Source organism: Microbacterium azadirachtae, assembly GCF_000956505.1.
Lineage (GTDB): Bacteria > Actinomycetota > Actinomycetes > Actinomycetales > Microbacteriaceae > Microbacterium > Microbacterium azadirachtae_A.
In genome coordinates this window covers 83,245-108,826 of the sequence record NZ_JYIX01000040.1, presented here as the reverse complement: position 1 = coordinate 108,826, position 25,582 = coordinate 83,245, and the positions used below count along the sequence as shown (strand labels likewise).

General features: G+C 70.5%; 24 protein-coding genes, 1 tRNA gene and 1 pseudogene. 14 read left to right on the top strand and 12 right to left on the bottom strand.

Annotation, left to right across the window (positions count from 1 at the left end; genetic code table 11):
• The first annotated feature begins 198 nt into the window (after positions 1–198).
• Entirely contained in the window at positions 199–825 is a 627-nt protein-coding gene (locus RS86_RS18515; protein ID WP_160299711.1) for a helix-turn-helix domain-containing protein, read from the top strand.
• 27 nt (positions 826–852) lie between these two features.
• On the opposite strand, the gene RS86_RS18510 is transcribed toward RS86_RS18515, so the two are convergent.
• From RS86_RS18510 to RS86_RS18490, 5 genes are all read right to left on the bottom strand, one after another.
• A complete protein-coding gene (locus tag RS86_RS18510; protein ID WP_045273970.1) occupies positions 853–1,164 on the bottom strand; it encodes a YciI family protein in 312 nt (103 codons plus the stop codon).
• A 137-nt stretch (positions 1,165–1,301) separates the two neighbouring features.
• Entirely contained in the window at positions 1,302–4,466 is a 3,165-nt protein-coding gene (locus RS86_RS18505; protein WP_045273754.1) for a tetratricopeptide repeat protein, read from the bottom strand.
• Between the two features lie 71 nt (positions 4,467–4,537).
• Positions 4,538–5,359 carry a hypothetical protein gene (locus RS86_RS18500; RefSeq protein ID WP_152642231.1) on the bottom strand — a complete coding sequence of 274 codons (822 nt, stop codon included), beginning with the start codon at positions 5,357–5,359 and terminating at the stop codon, positions 4,538–4,540.
• An 11-nt stretch (positions 5,360–5,370) separates the two neighbouring features.
• A complete protein-coding gene (locus RS86_RS18495) occupies positions 5,371–5,955 on the bottom strand; it encodes a hypothetical protein (protein ID WP_045273753.1) in 585 nt (194 codons plus the stop codon).
• A complete protein-coding gene (locus tag RS86_RS18490; RefSeq protein ID WP_045273752.1) occupies positions 5,955–6,800 on the bottom strand; it encodes an inositol monophosphatase family protein in 846 nt (281 codons plus the stop codon). Before RS86_RS18490 ends, RS86_RS18495 begins: the two co-directional genes overlap by 1 nt.
• Before the next feature lie 164 nt (positions 6,801–6,964).
• On the opposite strand from RS86_RS18490, the gene RS86_RS18485 reads away from it, so the two are divergent.
• The 3 genes from RS86_RS18485 (at position 6,965) to RS86_RS18475 (ending at position 8,684) form a co-directional block, all read left to right on the top strand.
• Positions 6,965–7,037: transfer RNA gene (locus tag RS86_RS18485), tRNA-Lys, on the top strand.
• 325 nt (positions 7,038–7,362) lie between these two features.
• A complete protein-coding gene (locus RS86_RS20690) occupies positions 7,363–8,019 on the top strand; it encodes a hypothetical protein (RefSeq protein WP_045273751.1) in 657 nt (218 codons plus the stop codon).
• A gap of 269 nt (positions 8,020–8,288) precedes the next feature.
• Positions 8,289–8,684, top strand: a complete 396-nt coding sequence (locus RS86_RS18475; protein WP_045273750.1) for a DUF6855 family protein — start codon at positions 8,289–8,291, stop codon at positions 8,682–8,684.
• Positions 8,685–8,700: 16 nt separating this feature from the next.
• On the opposite strand, the gene RS86_RS18470 is transcribed toward RS86_RS18475, so the two are convergent.
• The 4 genes from RS86_RS18470 to RS86_RS18455 all read right to left on the bottom strand — a co-directional run bounded on the left by RS86_RS18470 (position 8,701) and on the right by RS86_RS18455 (position 11,577).
• On the bottom strand, positions 8,701–8,976 hold the full coding sequence (locus tag RS86_RS18470) for a hypothetical protein (RefSeq protein WP_045273968.1): 276 nt from the start codon (positions 8,974–8,976) through the stop codon (positions 8,701–8,703).
• Between the two features lie 101 nt (positions 8,977–9,077).
• Positions 9,078–10,307, bottom strand: a complete 1,230-nt coding sequence (locus tag RS86_RS18465) for an MFS transporter (RefSeq protein WP_045273749.1) — start codon at positions 10,305–10,307, stop codon at positions 9,078–9,080.
• Positions 10,304–10,735 carry a MarR family winged helix-turn-helix transcriptional regulator gene (locus RS86_RS18460; protein ID WP_045273748.1) on the bottom strand — a complete coding sequence of 144 codons (432 nt, stop codon included), beginning with the start codon at positions 10,733–10,735 and terminating at the stop codon, positions 10,304–10,306. The genes RS86_RS18465 and RS86_RS18460 overlap by 4 nt, the downstream gene beginning before the upstream one ends.
• Before the next feature lie 44 nt (positions 10,736–10,779).
• Positions 10,780–11,577, bottom strand: a complete 798-nt coding sequence (locus RS86_RS18455) for an IclR family transcriptional regulator (RefSeq protein ID WP_045273967.1) — start codon at positions 11,575–11,577, stop codon at positions 10,780–10,782.
• Between the two features lie 103 nt (positions 11,578–11,680).
• On the opposite strand from RS86_RS18455, the gene RS86_RS18450 reads away from it, so the two are divergent.
• From RS86_RS18450 to RS86_RS18435, 4 genes are all read left to right on the top strand, one after another.
• A complete protein-coding gene (locus tag RS86_RS18450; protein ID WP_045273747.1) occupies positions 11,681–12,472 on the top strand; it encodes a CoA transferase subunit A in 792 nt (263 codons plus the stop codon).
• 1 nt (position 12,473) lies between these two features.
• Positions 12,474–13,118: a 3-oxoacid CoA-transferase subunit B gene (locus tag RS86_RS18445; RefSeq protein WP_200892844.1), complete on the top strand. Its 645-nt coding sequence runs from the start codon at positions 12,474–12,476 to the stop codon at positions 13,116–13,118.
• Between the two features lie 2 nt (positions 13,119–13,120).
• Positions 13,121–14,305, top strand: coding sequence for an acetyl-CoA C-acetyltransferase (locus RS86_RS18440; protein WP_045273746.1), 1,185 nt, complete (start codon positions 13,121–13,123; stop codon positions 14,303–14,305).
• A 61-nt stretch (positions 14,306–14,366) separates the two neighbouring features.
• Complete coding sequence (locus RS86_RS18435; RefSeq protein WP_045273745.1) at positions 14,367–14,813, top strand: GNAT family N-acetyltransferase; 447 nt, start codon at positions 14,367–14,369, stop codon at positions 14,811–14,813.
• A 65-nt stretch (positions 14,814–14,878) separates the two neighbouring features.
• Here the strand turns inward: RS86_RS18435 and RS86_RS18430 are convergent, their stop codons facing one another.
• Positions 14,879–15,163, bottom strand: a complete 285-nt coding sequence (locus RS86_RS18430; protein ID WP_045273744.1) for a hypothetical protein — start codon at positions 15,161–15,163, stop codon at positions 14,879–14,881.
• A gap of 179 nt (positions 15,164–15,342) precedes the next feature.
• On the opposite strand from RS86_RS18430, the gene RS86_RS18425 reads away from it, so the two are divergent.
• From RS86_RS18425 to ilvC, 6 genes and pseudogenes are all read left to right on the top strand, one after another.
• Complete coding sequence (locus RS86_RS18425; RefSeq protein WP_045273743.1) at positions 15,343–16,587, top strand: MFS transporter; 1,245 nt, start codon at positions 15,343–15,345, stop codon at positions 16,585–16,587.
• Between the two features lie 73 nt (positions 16,588–16,660).
• Positions 16,661–18,079, top strand: coding sequence for an alpha,alpha-trehalose-phosphate synthase (UDP-forming) (locus RS86_RS18420; RefSeq protein WP_045273742.1), 1,419 nt, complete (start codon positions 16,661–16,663; stop codon positions 18,077–18,079).
• Positions 18,076–18,867 carry a trehalose-phosphatase gene (gene otsB, locus RS86_RS18415; RefSeq protein WP_045273741.1) on the top strand — a complete coding sequence of 264 codons (792 nt, stop codon included), beginning with the start codon at positions 18,076–18,078 and terminating at the stop codon, positions 18,865–18,867. The genes RS86_RS18420 and otsB overlap by 4 nt, the downstream gene beginning before the upstream one ends.
• A gap of 421 nt (positions 18,868–19,288) precedes the next feature.
• Positions 19,289–21,091 (top strand): acetolactate synthase large subunit, encoded by a 1,803-nt coding sequence (locus RS86_RS18410; protein WP_045273740.1) that lies wholly within the window; start codon positions 19,289–19,291, stop codon positions 21,089–21,091.
• Positions 21,092–21,094: 3 nt separating this feature from the next.
• The gene (gene ilvN / locus RS86_RS18405; RefSeq protein WP_045273739.1) at positions 21,095–21,604 is read left to right on the top strand and encodes an acetolactate synthase small subunit; all 510 of its coding nucleotides are present in this window, start codon (positions 21,095–21,097) and stop codon (positions 21,602–21,604) included.
• A gap of 69 nt (positions 21,605–21,673) precedes the next feature.
• A pseudogene (ilvC, locus tag RS86_RS18400) lies at positions 21,674–22,711 on the top strand (ketol-acid reductoisomerase); the annotation flags it as partial.
• 96 nt (positions 22,712–22,807) lie between these two features.
• Here ilvC and RS86_RS18395 read toward each other — a convergent pair.
• Both RS86_RS18395 and RS86_RS18390 read right to left on the bottom strand, forming a co-directional pair.
• Complete coding sequence (locus RS86_RS18395; protein WP_082076896.1) at positions 22,808–23,932, bottom strand: ABC transporter ATP-binding protein; 1,125 nt, start codon at positions 23,930–23,932, stop codon at positions 22,808–22,810.
• Positions 23,929–25,575 (bottom strand): ABC transporter permease, encoded by a 1,647-nt coding sequence (locus RS86_RS18390; protein WP_082076895.1) that lies wholly within the window; start codon positions 25,573–25,575, stop codon positions 23,929–23,931. The genes RS86_RS18395 and RS86_RS18390 overlap by 4 nt, the downstream gene beginning before the upstream one ends.
• Positions 25,576–25,582 lie beyond the last annotated feature (7 nt).

Below are 25,582 nucleotides of genomic sequence, written 5' to 3'. Positions count from 1 at the left end.
CTCGGTTGGCGCCCCGTGGGTGCGCCTCCGCTGCATGTGTCGGTGGAACGTACGGCTTCGACGACCTGGCTTGTCGCCCGGAGCCGGGTGACGCCGTGCTCGCTCGCCGCTCGCCCCCTCGCGTCAAAGGTGCAGAGGGTCCTCGTGTGCGTCGATGGCGAGGTCACGCTCACGCGCGGATCCGAGGATCCTTTCCGCTTGACGCGTCAGCAGATGGTGGTTGTCGACGGAGCAGGCCCGCTGACCGCCTCGGCTTCGGCGACGTGGGGATGGTTCGAGTGGCAACTGAGCACCCCTTTTCATTCGGTGAGGCGCCGTGATCTCTTCATGCAACCCCTCAGCCTCACCGACGACACCTTCACTCTCGTCGCCAACACCACGAACGTCTTCTGCGCGCAGCCTGGTCTCTCGAGTTCGCCGGGGGCACGGGCGCTGACGGGCGCGTTGAACACGACGTTGTATGCCGCGGTGCTCGACGGGCTCGGCTTGCCGATGTCTCTCTCTCTGACGAACTTCGAAGTGCTGAAACGAGCATTGGATCTCATCGAGGCCCGGCATCGCGATTCCACATTCACCATTCGTGAATTGGCGGCCGCCCTGTCCGTGCACCAATCATTCCTGAACCGGTTGTTCGCTCACATCGACACGACCCCGCGACGGGCGCTGGAGGCGACTCGGGTCGACTCGGCCCGGTCGCTTCTGGAAGGGACACCACAGCACAGCCGCGAAACCATGGACAACGTTGCGCATGTCGCCGGATTCGCATCCGTTCAGCAGATGAGATCGGCCCTGCGCCGATCTCATCTGGATCCGCCAGACGCCTAGCCGCCTACTGGTCGTTCCAGGTCGCGCTCAACCGCCCGCCACGGGCTGGGTCTCGTAGACGTCGATCGTGCCGCCCATGGCGGTGTGCGGGTGGCCTTCGAGCAGGGCGGCGATCTCGTCGTAGGAGTCCGCCTTGAGCAGGGAGTAGCCGCCCACGGTGGGGTCGGCGCCGGGGGAGACCGCCGCGGTCGGGTCGCCGAAGTTGACGATGGCGTCGCCGGCGCGTGCGGCCCAGCCGTTCCAGGCGTCCATCATCTCGGCGGCCTGCTCGGGCGTGGGCTCAGGCATCGCCGCCATCGCGGCGGGGTCAGCGCGGTAGATCAGCAGGTAATTGGTCATGGTGTGCTCCTCGAGTTCGGGTCGTGCGTTCCCGTGTCCGTCGTGATCGGCCACGGACACGCTGAGCATCCCGCAGACACCGGCGCGGCGGAAGATCCGGGCCTGCATTCATAGCGTTCTGCGAGGGAGCCTGCCGATCAGCTCATCCGGGTCCAGATGACGTACACCAGGATGGCCGCGACGATGGCGCCGCCGATGATCGCCGAGCGGGTCTTGGACGCCTGCTGCGCCGACGCCTTCTGCTTGGTCCGGGCGCGACGCACAGCGGCGGAGTCGGCGCCCAGCACCCGCTCCATGGCGGGGATGTTGGTGCGGTAGATCTTCAGCGCCTCGCGATGCCGTCCGAGCGCGATCAGTGTCTCGGCTCGATCGTCGGTCGCGTCGAGTGTGATCGCGTGCTCGGCGCCGATCGTGCGGGCGCCGGTCTCGGCAGCATCGTCGTAGGCGGTCAGAGCCTCCGGGAAACGCCGGGCCTCGGCCAGACGGCGGCCGAGCCAGATCCGCAGCTGCACGGCCCGTCCGGGGTCGGATCCGGCGCCGTCGGCGATCTGGATCGCCCGCTGCTGCACGGGGATCATCGCGTCCACGAGGCCCAGGTGCGAGAGGACGAGACCGTGGTCGTTCAGCGTGTCGGCGAGCGCCCAGTGGTCGCCGGGCAGGAGCCGCTCGATCTGCGGCACGATGCGCGCGTAGGCGTCGGCGGCCTCGCGGTACGCGCCGAGCCGCTTCGAGCACTCTGCGGCGCCGCGCTCGGCCCTCAACCAGTCGATGCCTGCGGTGTCGCTCAGCGCGTCGCGGGCGCGGCTGTACTCGACCAGGGCATCGCCGTAGCGGTTCTGCCGGGCGAGGTGGTCGGCATAGCGCAGCGCGGCGAGCCCGGGCGAGGTGGCGCCCTCATCGGTGGCTCCCTCGGCCGAGGCGAACCCGGCCCTGACCTGATCGGCGAGCGTGTCACGATCCTGCTGCGCGTCGCCGAGGCGCGCGAGGATGCCGTCCAGATCGCGGATCCGGCGCAGCGTCTGCGGATCCGTCTCGCCGAGGACGATGCGCGTCTCGGCGACGACCCGCTCCGCCAGCTCCCTGGCACGGGGCAGGTCGCCGGCGTCGGCGACGGTCCCGGCAAGGGCGGAGAGGGTGCTGAGGGTGTGCGGATCGTCCGCGCCGAGCGCGGCCGTGCGCCGCGCGAGAACCGACTCGAAGCGTCGCGCCGCCTCCGCGTAGCGGCCGAGGTGCCGCTCCTCCTGCGCGCGGTTGTGCAGGGTGATCAGGGTGTCGCGGTTCTCGGTCCCGAGGATGCGCGACTGCAGCTCGTAGAGCCGGTCGTAAGTGGCGGCGGCTTCGGCGTCCCGCCCGAGCTGGCACGCGGCCAGGGCGAGGTTGCCGATCACGCGGGAACCCTGGGCGGTCTCGGCGGAGCCCTCCGCCTCGAGCTGTGCGAGTACGGGTCGCAGCAGCGCCTCGGCCTCGGCCGCGCGGTCGCTGCGCAGATACACCGCGGCGAGGTCGATCGCGTGGCCGACGTCGCCCGAGGCGTCGTAGAGCGCGCGCATCTCGGCGGCCGCCTCGTCGCTGCGCCCCAGATCCTGAAGGGCGAGCGCGCGGGCGTCACGCAGCTCGGAGATGATCCGCGGTGAGGCGCCGTCGTGCTGCGCGATCTCCACGGCGTCGGCGAGCAGCGCCTCGCCCTCGGCGTTGCGCCCGATGCCGCGGAGCGTGGCGCCGAGCGCGTACCGGGACTGCGCGAGCCTGGTCGCCGCCGTGCGGCGGTCCTCCGGGCTGGACGCCTCTGCGGCCAGCCCGAGCTCCAGCGCGAGCGATCGCTCGAACTCCGCGAGCGCCTCGGATCCACGGCCGGCATCGCGCAAGTCGGACCCGAGATCGTCCCGCACGTCGATCTCGCTCCGGCGCCCCGCAGCACCGAGGTCGCGGAGACGGTCGGCACCCGCGCGCAGCGCATCCAGGGCTTCGGAAGAGTGCGGTGCGTGCCAGCGGGACAGGTCCGTCCAGGCGTGTGCGATCTCGTTCGCGAGGTGCTCGGGCGACGCGAGGGACGGATCCGGATCCGTGCCGGGCGGCTGGCTCGCGGCGGTCGCCTGATCGGCCGACGTCAGTCCCTCGCACGCGTGATCGACGTGCGAGCACCGTGCGACGGCGGTGGCGAGGCCCGACTCGGTGAGCGCGGGGGAGGGGACCTCTGCGCGAGCGTCGCCCAGCACGCGGGCGAGGACGTCGCGCGCGCGGAGTGCGAGCGTGGCGCGCGGTGCGCGATCCGCCGTGTCGTCGACGATCCCGCGGGCCTCCGCGATGAGCGCAGGCCACAGTCCTTCCCGGTTCTCTCGGTCGAGTTGCACCTCGACCGCCATCATCCGGGATGCGAGCACCTGGTCGGCGCCGGGGCCGAAGCGCGCGGTCTCCAGCACGGCGATCCGACGCACCAGCGGCAGCGGATCGTCTGCGGTCGCGCCGTCACGGGCCAGCACCCGCAGCGTCGTGGCGCGGAACTTCATGGCGTCCAGGGTGAGCGCCTCGTCCTCCCCGCGCTGCCGCTGCAGCGCGGGGATCAGCAGGGCGAGGTCGGCATCGGCTCCGGCGGCGTCGCCCGACCAGTACCTCGTCCTCGCACGCCACCACCACGCGTCCAGAGTCGACGGTGCGTCGAAGCCGAGGAGCGCCCGGCGGCCGTCCAGCACCTGACCCCAGAGCAGGGCGGACTGCTCGTCCTCGTCGATCCGGGACAGCTCCGTCGCCTTCGCCGCGAGCGCCGTCAGGTGGTTCTCGCCGCGCTCGTCCGCGGCCGCTGCGCGAGCGATGAGCAGGTCGTAGGCGTGCAGTCCCTCGGCGGGGTTCATCCGAGTGAGCAGCTGCGCCCGCCGGTCCAGCAGCCAGAGCACGCGGCCGTGCGCACCGCCGAGCGTCTGCTCGCCCTCCGCGATCAGCGCGTCCAGCGCAGCGACGACAGCGGAGGAAGCCGGCCCCTGTCCGACCATCTGCTCCGCGGCGCGGGCATACAGCCGGTCGTCGAGGAGCTGCTCGCGGTGCTCGTCCAGGTGCCCCTGGTCGGCGAGTGCGCTTTCGCAGACCTCCGCGAGCGTGCGGTACAGCTCCCTGGCCTCGTCCGAGCGGCCGAGTTCGTCCAGACCGTACGCGAGCCCGCGCAGTGCGCTGCGGTGGGCGTCCCCGCCCTCCCCCTCGGTCATCAGTGCCTCGGGGAGCAGCCCCCGGAATGCCTCGAGGGCCTGGGTGATGCGCACCGGATCCTGGCTCGAGACGTCGGACCACGCGGACTGGAGCGCATCTGCCATCACGCTCTCGACAGTAGAAGGCCGCGAGGCGGCGGGCAACTCGCCCACGCCGTGCGGAACCTGGGAGTGCGTCAGCCGAAGGATCCGACGACGATCGAGAGATCGTCGTGGATCTTGCCGTCGAAGTCGGATCGGGTGCGGAGTCCCTCTTCGCCGGCACGGATCTCGGCGGCCAGTCCGTCGAGTTCTCCGGATGCGGCTCTGAGAGCGAAGGAGGGCAGATCGTGCGCGTCCACGAGCTGGAACCCGCGCGTGCCACCATCGGAGGCGGCGATCACAGCCGCGGTGTCGTCGATGGCCTGACGCCCGATGAGGGCCTGCTCTGCGACCTTCGGATCCGTCTGCGCGCACCAGAACCCGTCAGGGGAGTTGCGGCACTCTTCGAGAGCTCGCCAGCGGAGCACTGCCCGTTCGTCCGGATGGGCATCTGCTGCAGCCGTGCGCGCGGACAGCAGCTCTCGGGTGCGCCGTGCCACCGAGCGTTCGATGCGGTCATCGGTGATCTCGTGCGCGCGGCCCGACACGTCCAGCACCACGATCGACGCATCGCAGAGCACGAGATGCTCGATCTCCGCGCCGTCGACGCGCCAGGCGGCGACCGTAGCGCTCGGCGAGCCGCCCTCGAACGTGCACGATCCGGCGTGCAGCGCGGTGACCTCGGCGATCGCTCCGGCAAGGGCGTCGCGCATCGGCGTGCCGCGATCGACCAGTCGCGCGCAGAACGCGTCGGCGAGGCGGCGCGCGTACCAGGCCACGGTGTGCGTGCAGCCGCGACGCAGGTCTGCCGGGATCCCGGCGCCGTCGACGACGACGCCGATGCCGGCGGCCAGCGCGATCGCATCCTCGTTCTCCCGGTCGGCAGAGGCGGGAACGGTGAGGGAGGTCGTTCGCACGGGCATTCCGATCAACCCTGCGGGTCGATCAGGACCAGGCCCTGCTTCGTGTCGGACACGGTCACCCACCCCGGACCGAACAGGTAGGTCATGCCGTAGCCGTCCTCGTCCTGGCTGAGCGAGGCACGCGGATCCGCCGTGATGTACACGCCGCGGGCGCTGTCCTCGCGGATCCAGCCCGACGCGACCAGTTGCTCCTGGCGGGTCTTCGCCTCGGCACCGGCGATCGGCGCCCAGCCGTAGAGCAGGCCGCGGTCGGAGGCGATGGCCGGATCCGACCACAGGCACTCGATGCCGCCGGGCACGGGGTCGGGGCCGAAGGCGAAGTCGCGCTTCATCGCCGCCCAGCCCTGCTTGTGCAGGGCGGCGACCGTGTCCGAGGGGATCAGGGTCTCGCAGCTCATCGAGGCCGGCGGCGTCGCCGGGGTGTCGGAAGAGGGCGGGGTCGTCGTCGGTTCCGGGGCGATGCTCTTCGCGTCGGACGTGGGCTTCGTGCTCGGGGCGGGGGAGGGGGCGCCCCCGCTGCACGCCGTGGCTGCGGTGAGCACGCCGACGGCGAGCCCCAGCGGCAGGATCACGCGTGCGAGGAGGCGCATCAGGGGCCGGCCGGGCTCTGCTGTCCGACCGTGTCGGGCTGCGCGGCCGGCGCATGCAGCTGATCCAGGAAGGCGGAGTGCAGCACGCCGTTGGTGGCGAGTGCCGAGCGGCCTGCCAGCGTGGGCGTGCCGTCGAACGCGGTCGCCGTGCCACCCGCCTCTGCGACGATCGCGAACGCCGCCGCGATGTCGTACTCCTTGACGTCGAACTCGGCCACCATCTCGAGGCGCCCCTCGGCGAGCATCATGTACGAGAACACGTCGCCGTAGGCGCGATCGCGCCATACCCGGCGGCTCAGGGCGACGAGCGCGTCGAGGTGCCCGGCCTCGTCCCACTGCGCGATGCTCTGGAAGCTCACGCTCGCATCATCCAGGCTGGCTACGTCCGAAACGCGGATCGCGCGCGGCTCGGCATCGGTCGACGCCCACGCGCCGAGGCCGGGGGCGGCCCACCAGCGCCGGCCGAGCGCGGGCATGCTGACGACGCCGATCTTGGCCACTCCGTCGATGGCGAGGCTGATCATGGTGCCCCAGATCGGCACGCCGCGCAGGAAGTTCGCGGTGCCGTCGATCGGGTCGATGACCCACTGCCTGTGGGCATCGCCGGACGTACCGAACTCCTCGCCGAGGATCCCGTCTTCGGGGCGCTCGGCCTGCAGGATCTCGCGGATGGCGCGCTCGGTCGCCAGGTCGGCATCGGTGACGTGGGAGCGGTCGGCCTTGAGCGACACGTTCAGGTCGGCGGCGTCGAAGCGCGGCAGCGACTGCGCATCGGCGGCATCGGCAAGGCGGAGAGCGAGGTCGAGGTCACTCTGGAAGTCTGCGTCGGCGCGGGTCTCAGTCACGTCTCAAGGATATGCGGCGTCAGGGTCCGCACCCGGGGCGAACGGGGCCCAACGCGCACTCCGGGCGGACGACACGCCAGGGATGCACACGGACGCGGCGTCGATTTCGCTTCCATCGGATCCGCTGGTAATGTGATTCCTCGGCCGGGGAACTGGCCCGCCACGCACCTCTAGCTCAATCGGCAGAGCAACTGACTCTTAATCAGTGGGTTCTCGGTTCAAGTCCGAGGGGGTGCACTGAATCGCCCTGATAGATCTCGCCATCTATCAGGGCTTTTCTGCGTCTGCGATCCGTTCGCATCCCCGTGGCCGCGTGATACCTGGGGGCACTGCAAGCGGAAGCCCCGCGATCCCGCGCCGTTCCCACGCGTGATCGCCTTCAGTCGTCCACGCCGCTCTTTGTTGAGGAGCGTCCGGCGCCTTCTTGCCCGGTGACGTTCAGCGTCCGTCGCCACAACCGCGTCATGGATCGACGAGTGGCGCGTCTTAGTACGTGCGAGAACTCTCGTGCCGTCCCGGTCACGGGCGGGAACTGGGGAACAACTGGGGAGGGCATGTGCCCATGAAGAGTGAGAACAACGCGCCGGAACGAGCAGGTGTCCCGCGCAGGACGGTCATCAAGGGTGCCGCGTGGGCGGTGCCCGTCATCGCCGCCGCCACGGCGCTGCCGCACGCGGCCGCCTCTACCGCGTGCGCCGTCACGGTGCCGGCGTGGTCCGGATGGAGCAGCGGCAACACCGGCAACTTCTCGGCGGGCACGTGCGGAAATCCGCAGCCCGAGTCGAACGGGATGTGGTGGCAGTGGTGCGATGCGAGCACGACGTCGAACTACACGCTGACCAAATGCGCCACCGTGACGATGGTCGCAGGAAAGACCTACACGATCACCTTCACGACCCAGGCCAACAGGTCGAACCCGCTGCCCGATTCGCCCGCCAACCTGGTCCTCGCCATCGGCGGAGCACAGGCCTGGGCGGGATACACGGTCGGCTCCACGGGAAAGAGCGCCAATCCCGGAGGCGCCAACGTCCACCAGCTGACCACGGCCGGCAACGGGAGCAACTTCACCAACCAGACCTGGACGGTCTTCTACACGGCTCCGACGAGCGGCGACGTGCTGATCTGCTACACCTGGACGGCGTTCCAGCGCACCTCCGCGAACGGAAGCGCGTCGACGGACGACATCGGAACCTCGCTGCCTGCGATCACCTGCAGCTAGCGCTCCAGAACCCGGTCGAAGAAACGCGAGAATTCGCGTCATCGATCGGGCTTCGCGGCGTCTTACCTGTGCATGGCTAGGGCGCCGTCGAGAATCCCAGAGTCTCGACGGTGCTTTCCCACTAGCCCTGCCGCCATTGGGGGATGGCGGGTGCGGCCGGACTGTCCCCCGGCCGCACCGTTCCCCGATCGCAGGACCGCTGCGGCCGGCGAGGATCGCGGTCGGCCCGAGACCTCGCCGTCGCCGGTCGCGCTCAGTAGACTCGCGCCATGACCGATGGGGATGGGACCGCCGAGAGCCCCTGGCAGCTGCACACGGCGCCGGGTTCGAGCGAATACACGATGCACCGCGCGGGCGACGAGCTCGTCTGCCAGGTGGGCTCGACCACGCTGCGCTACCAGTCGAGGGCGATCGAGGATCTGCACGCCTGGCTGGTGGCCCAGGGCGACTGGGTCGCGCTGGGCGCCGCGGACGAGCAGAAGCCCGCGGCCGAGGGAACCGTGGAGGCGTTCGGCCGCGCCGAGGACAATCCCGTCGGCGGATGGTACGGCCTCCGCAAGGGCTATCGCGGGCGTTTCGGCATGTACCTGCCGCCGCTGCTCGAGCAGCTCGGACTGGTGGAACTGGAGCACAACGCGCGGAACAACCGCGTGCGTGCGCTCTGAGCGCGCTCCCGCGAGTTCAGGCGACCCGCACGGACAGCAGCTGATATCCGTCCGGCACCTTCGCCTCGAGCGCGGCCATGTCGTCGGCTTCGATCTCCTGCACGCCGTCGCGGCGCACGATCGTGCCTTCCGCGGTGAGGATCGTGTCCTTCTTCGCCATCGCGACCGGGGCGGACGCGATCTGCCACCCCTCCGGAGTCTCGGCGGCGAGCAGATCCTGGATCTCGTCCAGCTCCTCGGCCTGCACGGTGTGGGTCTTGGACTCGACGGGGCGCATGAGACCGATCAGCATGTCTCCAGCGTAGAGCCCGCCGCCGACGACGAAGCCCGCCCCGCGCACCGTTGTGCGGGACGGGCCGTTTCGCGGCACCCGTTCGGGTCGGGTGCGGATCCTCAGGCGGCGTCGCCGATGAGGATCGCCTCCGCATCCTCCGCGGCGTCGTGCGAGCCGCGATCGATGTGCGCGAGCGCGCGACGGCCGAAGAGCACCACGAGCGCGGCGATCAGCACAGAGACCCCCGCGAACAGGTAGGGGACGGTGTCACCCCAGAGGTGCGACAGGAGCGCCGCGAGGGGAGGAGCCACGGCGCCGCCGATGAAGCGCACTGCGGAGTAGGCCGACGAAGCGACCGAGCGGGGCAGATCCGTCGCCTCCATGACAGCCTCGGTGAGCACCGTGTTCATGATGCCGAGCAGCAGACCGCCGACGATGATGCAGATCACGAGCGCCATCGGAATCGCCACCAGGATCCCGGCCACGATCAGATCGATCGCCAGCAGCGGCAGCACGAACAGGATGATCCGGGTGATCGGCATCCGGCGCAGCAGGATCGGCGCCACCCAGACGCTCGTGACCGCGAGCGCGATGCCCCAGCCGAAGAAGGTCAGGCCGATCCCGATCGCGCTGAATCCGAGCGGGAACGGGGAGAACGCCAGCAGCACGAAGAAGCCGATGTTGTAGAACAGCGCAGCGATGGCCAGCACGCCGAGCGCGGGACGTCCGAGCGCCTTGAACGGCGCTGAGAAGGGCACGGGCTCGCGCTTCTCGAACGGGCCGCGGAGCAGCGTCAGTACGGCGATGAAGCCGATCGCCATGAGCACGACGACGCCGAAGAACGGGCCCTGCCAGGCGACCTCGCCGAGGAGTCCGCCGAGCAGCGGGCCGATCGCGATGCCGAGGCCGAGGGCGGCCTCGTAGAGGATGATGGCGGCACTGGATCCGCCGCTCGCGGCTCCGACGATGGTCGCGAGCGCGGTCGAGATGAACAGCGCATTGCCGAGACCCCAGCCGGCGCGGAAGCCGATGATCATGTCGACGCTGCCGCTCAGGGCGCACAGCAGGGCGAACACCACGATGAGCGAGAGACCGATGAGCAGGGTCGCCTTGGCTCCGATGCGGCTGGAGATCCAGCTCGTGAAGAGCATCGCCACGCCGGTGACGAGCAGGTAGCTGGTGAACAGCAGCTCGGTCTGCACCGGCGTCGCCTTGAGCGATCCGGCGATCGCGGGGAGGATCGGGTCGACCAGCCCGATACCCATGAACGCCACGACGCAGGCGAAGGCGACCGCCCAGACCTGTGCGGGCTGTCGCCAGATCGATACCGAGGAACCGGTGGAATTCAACGTGCTGTCCTTTCCAGAAGCGAATGCGTGTGCAGGATCTCGGCGGCGCGGGAGAGGTGCTCCCAGTCCGCATCGTCGAGGTCGCTGAATCGCGGAGCGAGGATCCGCTGGATCTCGTCGCGCCAGGCGTGCAGGGCGGTGCGCCCCTCCGCCGTGATCGTGACGACCGTGGCGCGGGAGTCCTCGGGGTCGGGGGAGCGCAGCACGAGACCCTCGTGCTCGAGCTGGCCGAGCATCCGGGTCATCCCGGGCTGCGTCGTGCGACTGGCTCGCGCCAGCTCGCCGACCCGCTGCCCGTTGTCGCCGTCGAGCAGGCTCAGGGCCCGCCACTGCGCCGCAGGAGCATCGTTGCCGGCCTCCTGCGCGGCGATCCGGGTGAGCGCGTGCGTCGAGAAGACGATCGACTGCAGGATCTCTCCGTGATTCATACCAGAAGTATATATCCGCTGGTATGTAATTGGCAAGGGGCCACTCAGCGTGAGGCGCGGCCGGCGATCCGGGCGGAGAGCTGATGGGCGTGCGCGAGCAGGGTGCGCCCGAGCGTGGGCAGGCGATCGGGGCCGAACCGGAACTCCACACCAGTGAGGCTCAGCGCCCACTCCGGACGGCCGTCGCGGTCGAACACGGCGGCGCCCATGCCCCAGCTGCCCTCGACGATCAGGCCGGGGTTCACGGCGTACCCCCGCGCCTTCGTCTCCGCCAGACGTCGGCGCAGCGGAGTCTGGGCGTGCGTGCGCCCCCAGCGCTCGCCGAGTTCGGGGTGGCGTGCGAGGTACGCATCCACATCGTGGTCAGGCAGGAACGAGAGGATCGCGAGCCCGGCGCTCGCGACGCCGAGCGGGAACCGGACGCCCTCGCTGAGCACGAAGGAGCGGATGGGGAAGGCCCCCTCCTCGCGCAGCAGGCATACGGTCTCATCCGCCCTGCGCACCGAGAGGAACGCGCTCTCCTCGGTCTTCACGGCCAGGGAGCGCACGATGTCGCGCGCGAGCTCGGTGATGTCGTATCGCGCTGCGGCCACTGTTCCCATGAGATAGAGCTCCGGGCCGGGCATCCAGAGAGCGGTCTGCGGATCCTGATCGACGAGGCCCTCCGCGCGCAGTGCCGACAGCAGCCGGTGCACGGTCGAACGGCTGAGCCCCGAGGTCGCGGCGAGCCGCTGCAGCGCGGCGCCGTCGGGGGAGGCTGTGACGAGGCGGAGCAGCTCGGCGGCGCGCGCGATCGCCTGGGCTCCGGGGACGGAGCGCTTGGCCGAAGGGGTCTGTTCCATGATGTGGACGCTACCGACGGCGATGCCCACATCGCAAGCATGGGCTTGAACCCCCTGCCGACCGGGCGCACAGTGGAACGTATCCCACACGAAGGAGTGGCGCGTGATCGACAAGAAATGGGCTTCCGCGGCGGACGCGGTGGCCGACATCCCGGACGGGGCCTCGCTCGCCGTCGGCGGATTCGGGCTCTCCGGAAACCCGAGCGCGCTGATCGAGGCGCTGCTCGCGCAGGGCACGTCCGGCCTCAGCGTGGTCAGCAACAACTGCGGCGTCGACGACTGGGGGCTCGGGCTGCTTCTCGGCGCGCAGCGGATCCGCAAGATGACCTCGTCCTACGTGGGGGAGAACAAGGAGTTCGAGCGCCAGTTCCTGTCCGGTGAGCTGGAACTCGAACTCACGCCGCAGGGCACGCTCGCCGAGAAGCTCCGCGCCGGCGGATCCGGCATCGCCGCCTTCTACACGCAGACCGGCGTCGGAACCCAGGTCGCGGAGGGCGGGCTGCCGCGACGCTACGCCGCGGACGGGTCCGTCGCGATCGCGTCGCCCGCCAAGGACGTGCGCACCTTCGAGATGCACGGGCAGCCGCGCGAGTTCGTGCTCGAGGAGGCCATCACCACCGACTTCGCGCTCGTGCACGCCGCGCTCGGCGACCGGCACGGCAACCTGATCTTCAACAAGGCCGCACGCAACTTCAACCCCCTCGCCGCGATGGCCGGCTGCATCTGCATCGCCCAGGTCGAGCGGCTCGTCGAGCCGGGGGAGCTGGATCCGGATCAGGTCCACCTGCCCGGTGTATACGTGCACCGCGTGGTCGAGGTCGGATCCGACATCGAGAAGCGCATCGAGCGGCGCACCGTGCGCCCTTCGACCGGTTCCGGGAACGGGGAGGCCTGACATGGCGCTCACACGCGACGAGATGGCGGCGCGCGCCGCGCGCGAGCTGTCCGACGGCTCCTACGTGAACCTCGGCATCGGGCTGCCCACGCTCGTGCCCAACTACGTGCCGGAGGGCGTGACCCTCGTGCTGCAATCCGAGAACGGCATCCTCGGCGTCGGCCCCTATCCCGCGGAGGACGCGGTCGACCCCGACCTCATCAACGCCGGCAAGGAGACCGTCACCACGTTGCCCGGCGCTGCGTTCTTCGACTCGGGACTCAGCTTCGGCATGATCCGCGGCGGCAAGATCGACGCCGCGATCCTCGGCGCGATGCAGGTGAGCGCCACCGGTGATCTCGCGAACTGGATGATCCCCGGGAAGATGGTCAAAGGCCCGGGCGGCGCGATGGACCTCGTGCACGGCGCCGGCCGCGTGATCGTGCTCATGGAACACGTCGCCCGCGACGGCTCCGCGAAGATCGTGGACGAGTGCTCGCTGCCGCTCACGGGCCGCGCGGTGGTGCATCGGATCATCACGGATCTGGCTGTGATCGACGTCACGCCCGACGGTCTGCGGCTCGTGGAGCTCGCACCAGGGGTGAGCGTGCAGGATGTGAAGGATGCGACCCAGCCGACGCTGCTGGTCGCGGAAGGACTGGAGTGATCATGAGTGCAGACGACATCGTCATCGTTGCGGCGGCGCGCACGCCGCAGGGGCGTCTGAAGGGTCAGCTGGCCTCCTTCACGGCGCCGCAGCTGGGATCCCTCGCGATCCGCGGCGCGCTCGAGCAGGGCGGGGTCGACCCTGCGGAGATCGACGCCGTCATCGTCGGGCAGGTGCTGGCCGCGGGCTCAGGGCAGAACGCCGCGCGTCAGGCCGCGATCGGAGCGGGCATCGGATGGGACGTGCCATCGCACTCCGTCAACAAGGTGTGCCTGTCGGGGCTGACCGCCATCATCGATGCTGCGCGGATGATCCGCACCGGAGACGCCCTCACGGTGGTCGCGGCCGGCATGGAGTCGATGACGCGGGCGCCTCACCTGATGATGGGCTCGCGCGACGGCTGGACCTACGGATCCGTCGAGGTGCTCGACCACATGGCGTACGACGGGCTCACCGATGCCTATGACAAGGAGAGCATGGGTGCGTCGACCGAGCGCCACAACCCGCGCTTCGGGCTCACCCGCGAGGCGCAGGACGAGGTCGCAGCACGGTCGCACCAGCGCGCGGCCGCGGCTCGCGACGCGGGCGTTTTCGAGGGCGAGATCGTGCCCGTCAGCGTGCCCCAGCGGCGCGGCGAGCCGGTGGTCCTCACATCGGACGAGGGCATCAGGCCGGAGACGACCGTTGAGACGCTCGCGGGGCTGCGCCCGGCGTTCGCCGAGGGCGGCTCGATCACGGCCGGCAACTCCTCGCAGATCTCCGACGGGGCCTCAGCGGTCGTCGTGACCACGCGCGCCAACGCCGAGGCCAAGGGCTGGCCGGTGCTGGTCGCGGTCGGAGCCAGCGGTCAGACCGCCGGCCCCGACAACTCTCTCCAGGAGCAGCCGGCGAACGCCATCCAGCGGGCGCTGGACAAGCAGGGGATCACCGCCGCGGATCTGGACCTTGTCGAGATCAACGAGGCCTTCGGGGCCGTGGTCGCGCGCTCCGAGGCCGCGCTCGGCCTGGATCCGGAGATCGTCAACGTGCACGGCGGCGGGATCGCGATCGGCCACCCGATCGGCGCGAGCGGCAACCGGCTCGCGGTGCACATGGCGCACGAGCTCGTGCGCCGGGGCTCTGGAACCGCGGTGGTCGCGCTGTGCGGCGGCGGCGGTCAGGGTGAGGCGCTCATCCTCACGCGCTGAGGCGACAGCGCATGGCGGCGTCCGGTCCTCCCCGCGGAGCGCCGCCCCGTAGGATCGGCGCATGACGACGATCCGGGCTCTGACGGCGGCCGACCGCGACGACTGGCTGCCGCTCTGGCAGGCGTACCTGACGTTCTACGAATCGGTCCTCGCCGAGGACGTCACCGCGTCGACCTTCGCGACGATCGTGGATCCGGCGGGAGACATCCAGGGGGCGATCGCCCGCGACGACGACGGCCGCGCGGTCGGGATCGTGCACTGGTTCGCGCATCCGGCGACGTGGTCGAGGACGGGCTACACCTACCTCGAGGACCTCTTCGTGGATCCGTCCGTCCGTGGAGGCGGTGTCGGACGCGCGCTGATCGCGCATGTGACGGACGCCGCCCGCGCCGCCGGCAGCGACAAGGTCTACTGGCTCACCGCGGAGGGCAATGCCACCGCACGTGCGCTCTACGATCGGGTCGCCGAGCGCAGCGGATTCATCCACTACCAGATCGATCTCGGCTGACAGCCTCACCCGGTCCCTGAGCCCGCCCGATCCGGTCCCTGAGCCTGTCGAAGGGTGCTGCCGGGTCAGGCCTTGTCGGCCTTGCGCTGCGCCTTGAGCTCGGCCTTGAGCTCCTTCTTCGCGCGCTTGAACTGCACGGGTGCGACGGGGGAGTCGTAGGAGACGGACTCGCCGCGCTCGTCCCGGCGGTAGTCGACGATCGCGCCGACGGCGAGGACGATCGTGATGCCCCAGCTCAGCCACGCCAGCACGGCGCGCCAGGTGATCGGTGCGTCGCGCGTGCCGCGCAGCAGGGCGATCCCGCTGGTGATCGCGCTGAACAGGCCGCTCGCGAAGAGGTAGTTGCGCATGGGATCGAGTCTAACCAGCGCGCTTCGGGACCCGCAGGATCCGCTGCCCGGAAAGCCCGGCCGCTCGATACACTGGGCCGATCACCGTTGTGCATTACCGGCCGCCGGCTCTTCCGGCGGAAAGCGGCGGCACCTGACTGCGTCCCCCTCGTGCGGCGACGCCAGAGACCTGTTCCGCAATGACCACTTCGCGCACCTCGTCCATCCCCGCCGCCCCGAGCCTGTTCCGCAGGGTCGGGCTGCCCTATTTCGTCATCGCCTTCATCGCCCGGCTGCCGTTCGCGATGATGGTCGTCGGCGTGCTCACCGTCGTCGTCGCCGCCCGCGAGTCGGTCGCTCTCGGCGGGCTCACGTCCGCCGCCGTCGGCATCGGGACCGCGTGTTTCGGCCCGCTGCTGGGCGCCGCCGCCGATCGCCGCGGCCAGCGGATCGTCCTCGCCGTCGTCGCGGTCGCCAACGCCGTGGCGCTCGTGGGCTTCACCCTGGTCGTGTACTCCTCGGCCGCCGAGCCGTTCGTGCTGCTGAGCGCGTTCGCGATCGGCGCCACCGCCCCGCAGGTCTCCCCGATGTCGCGGTCGCGCCTTGTCACGATCATCGCCGAGCGCGTGCCCGCCGATCGCCGTGCGCGCACCACGTCGTCGACGATGTCGTACGAGTCCGCGGCCGACGAGACCGTGTTCGTCTTCGGTCCGTTCCTCGTGGGGGTGCTGGCCACCGCGATCGCTCCGTGGATGCCGCTCGTGATCGCCGCGGGCCTGATCCTGGTGTTCGTGGGCGCCTTCGCCCTGCATCCCACCGCCGCGCACGTCTCAATCCGGCGCGGCGCCGACGGTCGCGCCGGCTCGCAGGTCTCGGAGCTGTTCCGGCCGCGTCTCCTCGTCGTCGTCCTGGGCATGCTCGGCGTGGGCGTGTTCTTCGGCGCCATGCTCACCTCGCTCACCGCGTTCATGACCGAGCACGGCCGTCCGGAGGAGGCAGGACTGCTTTACGGCGCACTGGGCGTCGGATCCGCGATCCTCGCCCTCGGCGTCGCATTCCTGCCGGCGCGCTTTCCCCTGGCCGCCCGTTGGCTGTTGTTCGCGGGCATCCTCTTCGTCGGCAGCCTCGGGCTGCTCTGGGTGCGCGAGCCCTTCGGCATGTTGATCGCGCTCGCGGTGATGGGCTGCGGGATCGGCCCGACGCTGGTAACCCAATTCAGCCTGGGCGCGGCGTTCGGACCGACCGATCGTTCGGCCACGGTCATGACGATGCTCGGATCCGCGATGGTGGTGGGGCAGGCGATCGGCGCGGTGGCGACGGGCCAGGTCGCCGATGCGGCGGGCGCGCAGGCCTCCCTGCTGCTGCCCGTGTTCGCGGCGGCCCTTGTGCTGCTCGCCGGAGTGGTGAACGCCGTGCTGGCGCGGGGTGGACGCGCCGCGTCCTGACGCGGGACGACGCCGACGCTCGCCGGGTGACTAGCCTGGAGGAGGCATCCCCGCTGCCGTGAGGAGCGTTCCCATGACTTCGTCCACACCCACCGCCTCGTTCGTGATCATCGCGAACCGGCTGCCGGTCGACCGTGTGCCGGGCCCCGACGGCGAGGTGATCTGGCGGCGCTCACCAGGCGGGCTCGTGGCCGCTCTCGAACCCGTGATGCAGTCCGTCGACGGCGCCTGGGTGGGCTGGGCCGGACAACCGGATCTCGATCTCAAGCCCTTCACGGAGGACGGCATCCGGCTGCTGCCGGTGACCCTGTCGGCGCAGGACGTCGAGGAGTACTACGAGGGCTTCTCGAACGACACGATCTGGCCGCTCTACCACGACGTGATCTCGTCCCCGCAGTACCACCGCGAGTGGTGGGACGCCTACGTGCGCGTGAACCGCCGCTTCGCGGAGCGCGCCGCGAGCGCGGTCGCCGAGGGCGGCACGGTGTGGGTGCACGACTATCAGCTGCAGCTCGTGCCGGCCATGCTGCGCGAGCGCCGCCCCGATGTCACGATCGGCTACTTCCACCACATCCCGTTCCCGGCGCACGGGCTGTACGCGCAGCTGCCCTGGCGGGATCAGGTGCTGCAGGGACTGCTCGGCGCCGATGTCGTCGGGTTCCAGCGCGCTCAGGACGCGACGAACTTCCTCACCGCGGTGCGCCGAAGGCTGCGACTGGACGTCAAGGGCTCCACGGTCTCGGTGCCCTACGGCGGACCGCGCACCGTGGTCGCGCGGGCCTTCCCGATCTCGATCGACACCACGCCCTACACGGAGCTCGCTGCCCGCCCCGACGTGCGCGCCCGCGCCGCGGAGATCCGCGAGGGACTCGGCAGCCCGAAGAAGATCCTGCTCGGGGTCGACCGCCTCGACTACACCAAGGGGATCCGGCACCGCATCAAGGCGTTCGGCGAGCTGCTGGACGAGGGCAGGATCTCGGTCGAGGACGTCACGCTCGTCCAGGTCGCCAGCCCCAGCCGCGAGCGGGTGGATGCCTACGTGCAGCTGCGAGACGAGATCGAGCTGGCCGTCGCACGCATCAACGGCGATCACGACACCATGGATCACACCGCGATCCGGTATCTGCACCAGGGATTCCCTCGTGAGGAGATGGTCGCCCTGTACCTCGCCGCCGACGCGATGCTCGTGACGGCCCTGCGGGACGGCATGAACCTCGTGGCCAAGGAGTACGCGGCCGCCCGCAGCGATCAGCGCGGAGTGCTCGTGCTCAGCGAGTTCACCGGCGCCGCCGACGAGCTGCGTCAGGCGGTGCTCGTGAACCCGCACGACATCGAGGGGCTCAAAGACGCGATCATGCAGGCCGTGGAGATGCCGCCACGGGAGCAGTCCCGACGCATGCGAGCCCTGCGCAAGCGGGTGCTGGAGAACGATGTCAACGCCTGGTCGCGGGACTTCCTCGCGGCCCTCGAGAACGTACGGAGCGCACGATGACCCGCGACTGGACCGTCGCCGCAGAGACCGACCCCGCCCTCGCCGCGATCGCGGCGACCCCGCGACTGCTGGTGGCGCTCGATTTCGACGGCACGGTCTCGCCGCATGTGACCGACCCGATGTCCGCGCGGGCGCTGCCCGCGGCCGCGGCCGCCGTGAACCGCCTCGCCGCGTTGCCGGAGACGTTCGTGGCGTACGCGTCGGGGCGGAGCCTGCACGACCTGCGCGAGATCACCGAGCACGAGGACGGATCCCGGATCCTGCTCGCCGGATCCCACGGCGCGCAGTTCTGGTTCCCCGACACGGGGGAGGAGACCGACCTCTCCACCGAGCCGGTCGACCGCGCCGAGGTCATCGACGAACTGCGCGCGCTGATCGCGGATCTCGACGGCGTCGTGTACGAGCCGAAGACGTTCGGGTTCGGTGTGCACACCCGTACCGCCGCACCCGGGCAGGAGGAGCTGGCCTTCGTGCGCGTCGAGAAGTGGGCGCCCGATCGGATCCCCTCGTGGCGACGGCGCACGGGTCATCACCTCCGCGAGTACTCCTGGCGGGACGAGGGCAAGGATGCGGCGCTCTCGCGACTGCGCGCGCACGTCGGCGCCACCGCGGTGCTGTTCGCCGGCGACGACGTCACCGACGAGGACGGCATGCGCACGCTCGGCGGTGCGGATCTGGGTGTGCGGATCGGCGCGGGCGAGACCGCGGCGACGCTGCGGGTCGCGGATCCGGCGGCGTTCGCCGTGCTGCTGGACGCCCTGGCGGACGCCAGAGCAGCCGCACAATAGACTGCTTCCATGCGCGCGCAGCACGGATCCGATCGTCGGTCCGTCGTGCGCGCGGGCGGGCACGCCGTCGATCATGGGTTAGGCTTGATGCACGTTCGAACCGGGGCAGGCACAACCGGATCCCGGATCGGACGCAGAGCTCCGGTGGTCTCGCAGACCGCCGGGCGCGATGGTGATCTGATTCGGGTCGATATCGCGGCTCGCGCTCCCGATGCACTCGTCGAGACGCCTGAGCCGGGCTCATGCCGCGACGGCGTCCGTCGCGGATCAGAGCCGACTTCTCCGCGCTGCACCCGAGGCGTTCCAGCCCAGCATTCCCGACCCCTGCGCTCCGCCCCTCGCGGACCGGGTCGGAGAGTCGTCCGCGACGGGGCATCGTCCCGCCGCTTCCGTCGATCGTTCACCATCGCAAGGAACCTTCATGACCGCTGATACCGCTCCAGCCGTCCCGCGTCCGCCCGCCCGCCCGGCGGCGGCGCCCCTCCTCACCGGCGCCCAGGCCGTCGTGCGCTCCCTCGAGCTCCTCGGCGTCACCGACGTCTTCGGCATTCCCGGCGGCGCGATCATGGAGGTCTACGACCCCCTGATGGCGTCGACCGAGCTGCGCCACATCCTGGTGCGCCACGAGCAGGGTGGCGGCCACGCCGCCGAGGGGTACGCGACCGCGTCCGGCAGGGTCGGCGTGACCATCGCCACCTCCGGGCCCGGCGCGACGAACCTCGTCACCGCGATCGCCGACGCCTACATGGACTCGATCCCGATCGTCGCGATCACCGGTCAGGTGTTCTCCCGCCTGATGGGCACGGACGCGTTCCAGGAGGCCGACATCGTCGGCATCACGATGCCGATCACCAAGCACTCGATCCTCGTGAAGACGCCGGAGGACATCCCCGGCGCGATCGCCGCGGCGTTCGAGATCGCCTCCACCGGCCGACCGGGCCCGGTGCTCGTGGACATCACCAAGGACGCCCAGCAGGCCACGGCTCCGTTCGTGTGGCCGCCGAAGTACGACCTGCCCGGCTACCGTCCCGTGACCAAGGCGCACGGCAAGCAGATCCAGGCCGCGGCCACGCTGCTGGCCGAGGCCAAGAAGCCCGTGCTGTACGTGGGCGGCGGCATCATCCGCGGCCGCGCCGCTGCCGAGCTGCTGACGCTGGCCGAGCTCACCGGCGCGCCCGTGGTCACCACGCTGATGGCCCGCGGCGCTTTCCCCGACTCGCACCCGCAGCACGTCGGCATGCCGGGCATGCACGGCACGGTCCCGGCCGTGCTGGCGCTGCAGGAGGCCGACCTCCTGGTCGCGCTCGGCACCCGTTTCGACGACCGCGTGACCGGCAAGGCCGAGCTGTTCGCCCCGGACGCGAAGGTCGTGCACGTCGACATCGACCCCGCGGAGATCTCCAAGATCCGCACGGCCGACGTGCCGATCGTGGGCGGCGTCCGCGAGGTCATCACCGATCTGGAGGCGGCGTTCCGCGGCCTCCTGGGCGGCGCCAAGGGCGACATCGAGGAGTGGTGGGCCTACCTCGACGGACTGCGCGCGGAGTTCCCGCTCGGATACACGCAGCCCGAGGACGGCCTCATGTCCCCGCAGCACGTGATCCAGCGGATCGGCGCGCTCACCGGACCCGAGGCGGTCTACGCGGCCGGCGTCGGCCAGCACCAGATGTGGGCGGCGCAGTTCATCAAGTACGAGCGTCCCAACTCCTGGCTGAACTCCGGCGGCGCCGGCACCATGGGATACGCCGTTCCGGCGGCCATGGGCGCCAAGGTCGCGGAGCCCGAGCGCGTTGTCTGGGCGATCGACGGTGACGGCTGCTTCCAGATGACGAACCAGGAGCTCGCGACCTGCGTCATCAACGACATCCCGATCAAGGTCGCGATCATCAACAACTCCTCCCTCGGCATGGTCCGCCAGTGGCAGACCCTGTTCTACGAGGGCCGGCACTCGAACACCGACCTGAACACCGGTCACGGCACGATCCGGATCCCCGACTTCGTCAAGCTCGCCGAGGCCTACGGCTGCCTCGCGATCCGGGTGGAGAAGGAGGAGGAGATCGACGCCGCCATCAAGCTCGCGCTCGAGACGAACGATCGTCCCGTCGTGATCGACTTCGTCGTCAGCGCCGATGCCATGGTGTGGCCGATGGTGCCGCAGGGCGTGAGCAACAGCTACATCCAGTACGCGCGCGACCACGCGCCCGCCTTCGACGAGGAGGACTGATCCATGTCCACGCATGTGCTGAGCCTCCTGGTGGAGGACACCCCCGGCCTCCTGACCCGCGTCGCCGGTCTGTTCGCGCGCCGCGGCTTCAACATCGAGTCCCTCGCCGTGGGCGTGACCGAGGTCCCCGGGATCTCCCGGATCACGGTCGTCGTCGACGTCGAGGAGTTCCCGCTCGAGCAGGTGACCAAGCAGCTGAACAAGCTGATCAACGTCATCAAGATCGTCGAGCTCGAGCAGAACGCATCCGTGCAGCGTGAGCACATGCTCATCAAGGTGCGCACAGACAACAACTCCCGCTCGAACGTGCTGGAGGTCGTGAACCTCTTCCGCGCGTCGGTCGTGGACTACGCGCCCGAGGCGCTGGTGGTCGAGGTCACCGGCGACAAGGGCAAGGTCGACGCCCTGCTGCGGGCGCTCGAGCCGTTCGGCATCAAGGAGATCGCGCAGTCCGGCCTTCTCGCGATCGGCCGCGGCGGCAAGAGCATCACCGAGCGCGTGCTGCGCGGCTGACACAGAACCACCCCTGCTTCTTCGCCCGGTTGCTGAGCGAGCGAAGCGAGACGAAGTCACAACAAGGAGAAACACACAGTGAGCACCGAGATCTTCTACGACGCAGACGCCGACCTGTCGATCATCCAGAACAAGAAGGTCGCGATCGTCGGCTACGGCTCGCAGGGCCACGCGCACGCGATGAACCTGCGCGACAGCGGTGTCGAGGTCACGATCGCCCTCAAGGAGGGCTCCGCCTCGATCGCCAAGGCGTCCGAAGCCGGCTTCGCGGTCAAGACCGTCGCCGAGGCCACCCAGTGGGCCGACCTGATCATGATCCTCGCGCCGGACCAGCACCAGCGCGGCATCTACAGCGAGTCGATCGCGCCGAACCTGGCCGCGGGCAAGACCCTCGCCTTCGCGCACGGCTTCAACATCCGCTTCGGCTACATCGACGCGCCCGAGGGCGTCGACGTGATCCTGATCGCGCCGAAGGCTCCCGGTCACACCGTGCGCCGCGAGTTCGTCGCCGGCCGTGGCATCCCCGACATCATCGCCGTCGAGCGCGACGCCACGGGCACCGCGTGGGCGACCGCGCTGTCGTACGCGAAGGCGATCGGCGGCACCCGCGCCGGCGTCATCAAGACGACCTTCACCGAGGAGACCGAGACCGACCTGTTCGGCGAGCAGGCCGTGCTCTGCGGTGGCATGAGCCACCTCGTGCAGGCCGGCTTCGAGACCCTCACCGAGGCGGGCTACCAGCCGCAGATCGCCTACTTCGAGGTGCTGCACGAGCTCAAGCTCATCGTCGACCTGATGTGGGAGGGCGGCATCGCCAAGCAGCGCTGGTCGATCTCCGACACCGCCGAGTTCGGCGACTACGTCTCGGGCCCGCGCATCATCGACGCCGGTGTCAAGGACCGCATGAAGGAGGTCCTCGCGGACATCCAGTCTGGCGCCTTCGCCACCCGGTTCATCGAGGACCAGGACAACGGCGCGACCGAGTTCCTCGCCCTCCGTGAGAAGGAGCAGGGGCACCCGATCGAGGCCACCGGCAAGGAGCTGCGTGCGCTCTTCGCCTGGAAGTCGCAGGACGAGGACTACGTCGAGGGCAGCGCTGCACGCTGACCCGCGGTCCACAGGAGAACGGGCGTCCCTTCGTGGGCGCCCGTTCTTGGTCTCCGCCCCCAGGGTCGCCCCGAGGCGATCCCGGGGCGCGCGGCGCTACGCCGGAAAGACCACGCCCTCGCCGACCACGCGCAGGGCGATGCGCTGGCCGGGACGCGTGAGCGCGGCATTGGCGTGCCGGATCGTGATCAGCGGAGGCTCCGGATCGAGGCGCGGATCCGCATCGGCACGCGGCTCGAGCCTGATCCGCGCCGACGTCTCGGATCCGAAGTACACGCCTTTCTCGACCGTCGCACGGATCGGCGAGTCGGCGACGAGCTGCACCTGCTCCGGGCGCAGCATGAGCCGCACGTGCCCCCGCGCCGGAGGGTTGCGCACCGGGACGTAGCCGAGTGCACAGGACGCGAGGGATCCGTCCAGCCACGCGTCAAGGACGATCGCCTCGCCCAGGAACTCCGCCACGCCGCGATCCGCCGGGCGTGTGTAGACGACGAACGGGTGCCCCGTCTGCACCAGGCGGCCGTCGCGCATCACGGCGACCTGGTCCGCGAAGCTCAGCGCTTCGGACTGGTCGTGCGTGACCAGGATGGTCGTGGTCCCGGCATCGGTGAGGATTCGCGCGACCGCTTCGCGGGTCGCGGCACGCAGGCCCGTGTCGAGCGCGGAGAACGGCTCGTCCAGCAGCATCAGCTCCGGTTCGCGGGCGAGCGCCCGCGCGATCGCGACGCGCTGCTGCTGCCCTCCGGAGAGCTGGTCGGGGCGGCGCTCCGCGACGTCGTACGGGAGCGAGACGAGATCGAGCAGCTCGGCCACGCGCCGCGCACGTTCCGTGCGGCCGAGGTCGTCCAGGCCGAAGGAGATGTTGCGCGCGACGGTCAGGTGCGGGAAGAGCCCGCCATCCTGGGTGACGTAGCCGATGTCGCGGCGGTGCACGGGCACCCATGCTCCGGGACCCGCCACCGTGGCGGAACCGAGCACGACCTCGCCCTCATCGGGGCGTTCGAAGCCGGCGATGATGCGGAGCAGCGTGGTCTTGCCCGATCCCGAGGCGCCGACGACCGCGGTGATGCCGCCGCTCTGCACCGCGAGATCCACCCCGTGCAGCACCCTGTGACCGCCGTACGAGGCGGTGACGCCGGCGACCTGCAGGTGCGCGGTCGGCAGCGGGCCCGTGCCGGGGGAGGGCACGGCGCCGAGGGATCCGAGGTTGTGTGCGGTCATGCGGTCTCCGCGGTCGTGGGGGCTGATGTCGCCGGGGCGGGGCCGGCGGAGGCGTCCGCGCGGGAGAGCACGGTGGACTGCCGGAACAGCAGGTAGGTCATCGGCGCGGAGAGCAGGATCAGCAGCGTCGCATAGGGCGCTGCGCCCGCGAAGTCGATCTCGCTGGACAGGCTCCAGAACCGGGTGGCGAGGGTCTGCACGCCGATCGGCGAGAGCAGCAGGGTGGCCGTGAGCTCCCCGGCCACGGCGAGGAACACCATCGCCAGGGCGGCGGCCGTGGCGGGAGCCACGAGGCGCAGGGTGACGCCGAAGAAGGCCCGCAATGGGCGGCGCCCGAGGGCTTGGGCAGCCTCCTCCAGGCTCTGCGGCGCCTGGGCGATCCCCGCTTGCAGCGGCACCAGGGCGCGGGGCAGGAACAGCAGCGCGTAGGCGAGGAGCAGCAGCGCGGTGGTCTGATACAGCGCCGGCACGAAGAAGAGCGAGACGGTCACGAGCGCGAGGGCGAGCACGATGCCCGGCATCGAGCTCGTGATGTAGTTCGTACGCTCGAGCAGGCGGCTGAACGGTCCAGGATGCCGTACGGCGAGCCAGGAGAGCGGGAACGCCGCGATCACGGTGACGAGGCCGCCGCCGAGGGCGAGGCCGAGGGTCTGCAGCAGCGTCGGCACGAGATCGGGCGCCATCCAGACCGTGCCGCCGCCGTAGGCCAGCCATCCGCCGATCACGACCGCGGGCACTCCGAGCGCGGCGATCCCGAGTGCGAGCAGGCCGACCTGTGCGGGGAGCTGCCATCCGCGCAGCCGGATCCGCCGGGGCGGAGCCGCGGTGCCGGATCCGATCCGCGCGTAGCGCGCGCGGCCGCGGGCACGGCTCTCCAGCAGGAGCAGTGCGAAGCACAGCAGCATCAGCACGCCCGAGAGCATGCTGCCCGCGGAGCCGTTGAACGTGGACCGGTACTGATCCATGATCGCGGTCGTGAAGGTGTCGAACCGGATCAGGGCGAACGCGCCGTACTCGCTCAGCAGGTGGAGTCCGACGAGCAGCGCGCCGCCCAGCAGCGCGAGGCGCAGCTGCGGCAAAACCGTGCCGAAGAACACGCGCACGGGACCGCGGCCGAGGCTCGCGGCGGCCTGCTCGAGCGCCGGGTCCAGCCGGGCCAGCGCTGCGCGCACCGGCAGGTACACGAGGGGGAAGTACGACAGCGTCGCGAGCAGCACGCCGGATCCGAGTCCGGCGAGCGAGGGGACCGCCGAGACCCACGCGTAGGAGTTCACGAACGCGGGGATCGCCAGGGGCATCGCGAGCACTGCGCCCCACGCACCGGCGCCCGCGAGCGAGGTGCGCTCGACGAGCCAGGCGCCGCCGACGCCGATCACGGCGCACAGCGGCACGGTGATCGCGACCAGCAGCACGGTGTTCGTGAGCAGCTCGCCGACGCGGGGCCGGAAGATCAGCGCCGCCGATTCTGCCCAGCCGATCTGCGCCGCCGTCGTGACCACGAACAGCAAGGGCAGCAGCGACAGCGCGGCGACCGCGACGCCGGCGGCGATGACGACCCACGACCGTCCGCTCCGGGAGACGCCGCGGGGCGGCCGGAGCTGTCGCGCTCCGGCCGCCCGTCGGGAGGTGGTCGTCGTGGTGATCTCTGCG